Here is a 3,454-nt window from a genome sequence, read left to right on the forward strand (position 1 = left end):
ACCGGACCCGCGGGCCACCGACCCGCGGACCGCGGAGCCACGGACCGCGGAGCCACGCCCGACCCGGTGCACGCGGGGGCCTGACGCACCGTCGTTGATCTACTACCCTCCCCCGCAGACAACGAGACGGGAGCTGGCGCAGAGTGCAGATCACCTCGGTGGTCAACCAGAAGGGCGGGGTCGGCAAGACCGCGCTCAGCGTGGGCGCGGCGGCGGCGCTGGCCGAGCGCGGGCGCCGGGTGCTGCTGATCGACCTCGACCCGCAGGGGCACGCCACGACCGAGTCGCTCGGACTGCCCGAGCCCCCACCCGAGGCGCCGAGCATGGCCAGGGCGCTGACGAAGACCTGGCGCGGGCCGGTGGAGGAGCTCGTCGTGCCGCATCCGCGCTGCGCCGTCGGCGACGGCGGCGCGCTCGACGTGATCCCCACCTCGTCCGGCATGTTCGACCTCGTGCGGCGGCTGGACCAGTTCCGGGTGCCGGGGTGGCAGCTGGCGCGGGTGATCCAGTTCGCCGACTACGACCACGTCGTCATCGACTGTCCGCCCGCGCTGGACGTGCTGACCAACAACGCGCTGGTGGCCAGCCACGGGATCGTCGTGCCGGTGCAGCCGGAACGCACCAGCATCCGGGCGCTGCGGCTGCTGCGCGAACAGATCAGCTACATCGAACAGGCCGTGCAGCGGCCGCCGGTGCTCTACTACGGCCTGGTGCCCGGGCTGTACCGGCGGCCGGTGTCGGCGTACGCGGCCGCCGCGTTGAATGAGTTGCAGGGCTTCGGCCTGCCCGTGCTGGCGCACGTGCCGCTGGGGGTGGTGATCAACGAGGCGGCGGCCCGCGGGGTGCCGGTGACCACGTTCGCCCCCGAGACGGTGCAGGCGGCGGCGTTCCGCGAGGTGGCCCGCGCGCTGGACTCCATGCACAGCGGCCCGGTCACACCGCTGACCGCGCCCGAGCAGGACTTCGTGTTCGAGGACTTCATCGCCGACGTCTCCCACGCCCGCGCGGCCAACGACAGCGGCGCCCGCAGCAGGCTGTACGACCTGCTGCCCCGCCACCGGAAACCACACTGACCCGCCCCGGCACGGTCGGACCAGCAGGCCGACGCTCCCGTCGACCCCGGGGCCACCCGTTCGCCCGTCGGGGCGACTCGGGTCAGAGCCGGGAGGCGCGGATGTCGGAGGCGAGGATCGCCCGGGCGCCGACGGCGGCCAGCTCGTCCATGACCGAGTTCACCTGCTTGCGGGACACCATCGCCCGGACGGCCACCCAGTCGGGGTCCGCGAGCGGGGCGACCGTGGGCGACTCCAGCCCCGGGGTGATCGCGATGGCGTCGTCGAGCAGTGTCCGCGGGCAGTCGTAGTCCAGCATCATGTACTGCTGGGCGAACACCACGCCCTGCAACCGGGCGGCCATCTGCGCGATCGGTTTCGACGTGGCGTTGCCCGCGCGGTGCAGGAGCACCGCCTCGGACACGCAGATGGGGTCACCGAAGGCGACCAGGTCGTGCTGGCGCAGGGTGCGGCCGGACCCCACGACGTCGGCGATGGCGTCGGCGACCCCGAGCTGCACCGAGATCTCCACGGCCCCGTCGAGCCGGATGACGTCGGCCTCCACCCCGTGCCGGGCGAGGTCGTCGGCCACCAGCCGCGGATAGGAGGTGGCCAGGCGCTTGCCCGCCAGGTCGGGGATCGTCCACTCCCGCACGGCGGGGGCGGCGTAGCGGAAGGTGGAGCCCCCGAACCCGAGCGACAGGGTCTCCTCGACCGGTGCCCCCGAGTCCAGTGCCAGATCCCGGCCGGTGATCCCCAGGTCCAGGTCACCCGAGCCGACGTAGATCGGGATGTCCTTGGGCCGGAGGAAGAAGAATTCGACGTCGTTGACGGTGTCCAGGATGGTCAGGTCCCGCTGCTCGGGCCGCTGCCGGTACCCCGCCTCGGCGAGCATCTCCGACGCCGGTCCCGCCAGCGCGCCCTTGTTCGGCACCGCGAACCGCAGCATGATGTTCCCTCCTGACGTTGTCGCTGCCCGTGCCCGCTCCGGCCGGGCGGGCGCCGGTGTCCACCCCAGCGGAGGTGGTCGGCGGGTCGCCACCCGGGACCGGCGAGACGACCCTCACAGGTGGCGGTAGACGTCCTCGCTGGTGACGCCCCGCCCGAGCATGAGGACCTGGACCCGGTAGAGCAGCTGCGAGATCTCCTCGGCGAGGCGCTCGTCGGACTCGTGCTCGGCCGCGATCCAGACCTCGCCCGCCTCCTCGAGCACCTTCTTGCCCTGCTCGTGCACCCCGGCGTCGAGGGCACGCACGGTGCCCGACCCCTCGGGCCGCGTGTCGGCGCGCTGGAGGAGTTCCGCGTACAGCTCGTCGAAGGTCTTCACGCCCCGGAATCCTTCCATCCGCGCCGCACGCGCCGACGGGCGGCCCGGTCCGGGCGTGGCGCACGTGGCGCAGGCGACGTTGACGCGGTACTGCGCGCGGTAGTTTGCTGATCGCGCAGGGAACGCGGCAGCGACGCGCGTGTGGACTTCGACGCGAAAAGATCGTGATATGGCAGACACCTCCTCCCCCGGGTCACCGCAGGCCCCCGCGGCGGGCGGGACCCGGCCCGACGTGCGACTCCCGGAGAACCCGGGCAGACTCGACCAGGACACCGAGTACTGCTCGGTCCGGCTGGACGGCGCCTGGCGGGACATCCGGTTCCACGACTACGACCGGATCTTCGCCGTGCCCGGGCTCTACGAGACGCTGTTCCACGATCTGCTGGACTGCCGGTCGCCGGACGTGGTGGGCAAGCTGCTCAAGGAGGAGGTGCAGGCCTCCGGCACCGACCCCGCGTCGCTGCGGGTGCTGGACCTCGGCGCGGGCAACGGCCTGATCGCCGAGCAGCTGCGCACCGTGGGCGCGGGGTATCTGATCGGGGTGGACCTGCTCGACGAGGCCCGGCGGGCGGCGCTGCGGGACCGTCCGGAGCTCTACGACGACTACCACGTGTGCGACCTGGCCCGGCTGACCGCCGAGCAGGAACGGACGCTGGCCGGTCACCGATTCAACGCGTTGACCTGCGTGGCCGCGCTCGGGTTCGGCGACATCCCGGTGCGGGCGTTCGCGACGGCGGTGAATCTCGTCGCCGACGGCGGCCGGATCGCCTTCACGATCCGGGATCGGTTCCTGTCCGAGTCCGACGAGTCCGGTTTCGCCCGGTTCGTCCGCCGGTGTGAGCGGGAGGGGTTGTTCGAGGTGCGCGCCCGCGAGCGGTACCGGCACCGGCTCGACGTGCGCGGGGAGCCGCTGCACTACCTGGCCGTCGTGGCCACCAAGCACGGCGACGTGCCGGTCGCGCCGTCGGACGGCACGGACTGAGCGGCGTCAGTCCCGGATCACCAGCTCGGCCAGGGTCCGGGCGTCGACACCCACCAGCGACGGGCGCGGCACCCGGCGCGGCCCCGGCGGCAC

General features: G+C 72.9%; 4 protein-coding genes. 2 read left to right on the forward strand and 2 right to left on the reverse strand.

The features are described 5' to 3' along the window. Positions 1-143 precede the first annotated feature (143 nt). The gene (locus SACPADRAFT_RS0207990) at positions 144-1,073 is read left to right on the forward strand and encodes a ParA family protein (RefSeq protein WP_007026972.1); all 930 of its coding nucleotides are present in this window, start codon (positions 144-146) and stop codon (positions 1,071-1,073) included. An 82-nt stretch (positions 1,074-1,155) separates the two neighbouring features. Here SACPADRAFT_RS0207990 and hisG read toward each other — a convergent pair whose 3' ends face one another. Both hisG and SACPADRAFT_RS0208000 read right to left on the reverse strand, forming a co-directional pair. Next, a complete protein-coding gene (hisG, locus tag SACPADRAFT_RS0207995; protein WP_007026973.1) occupies positions 1,156-2,001 on the reverse strand; it encodes an ATP phosphoribosyltransferase in 846 nt (281 codons plus the stop codon). Between the two features lie 114 nt (positions 2,002-2,115). Then, entirely contained in the window at positions 2,116-2,379 is a 264-nt protein-coding gene (locus SACPADRAFT_RS0208000; RefSeq protein ID WP_007026974.1) for a phosphoribosyl-ATP diphosphatase, read from the reverse strand. Between the two features lie 169 nt (positions 2,380-2,548). Between SACPADRAFT_RS0208000 and SACPADRAFT_RS0208005 the strand changes: the two genes are divergently transcribed. After that, complete coding sequence (locus tag SACPADRAFT_RS0208005; RefSeq protein ID WP_007026975.1) at positions 2,549-3,361, forward strand: class I SAM-dependent DNA methyltransferase; 813 nt, start codon at positions 2,549-2,551, stop codon at positions 3,359-3,361. The last annotated feature ends 93 nt before the right edge of the window (positions 3,362-3,454 follow it).

It is taken from the genome of Saccharomonospora iraqiensis subsp. paurometabolica YIM 90007, assembly GCF_000231035.2.
GTDB classification, from domain to species: domain Bacteria; phylum Actinomycetota; class Actinomycetes; order Mycobacteriales; family Pseudonocardiaceae; genus Saccharomonospora; species Saccharomonospora paurometabolica.

What these genes read in the sequence shown, in the direction of transcription:
- hisG (WP_007026973.1), bottom strand. Translation starts at nt 2,001, where the DNA reads ATGCTGCGGTTCGCGGTGCCGAACAAGGGCGCGCTGGCGGGACCGGCG.
- SACPADRAFT_RS0208005 (WP_007026975.1), top strand. Translation starts at nt 2,549, where the DNA reads ATGGCAGACACCTCCTCCCCCGGGTCACCGCAGGCCCCCGCGGCGGGC.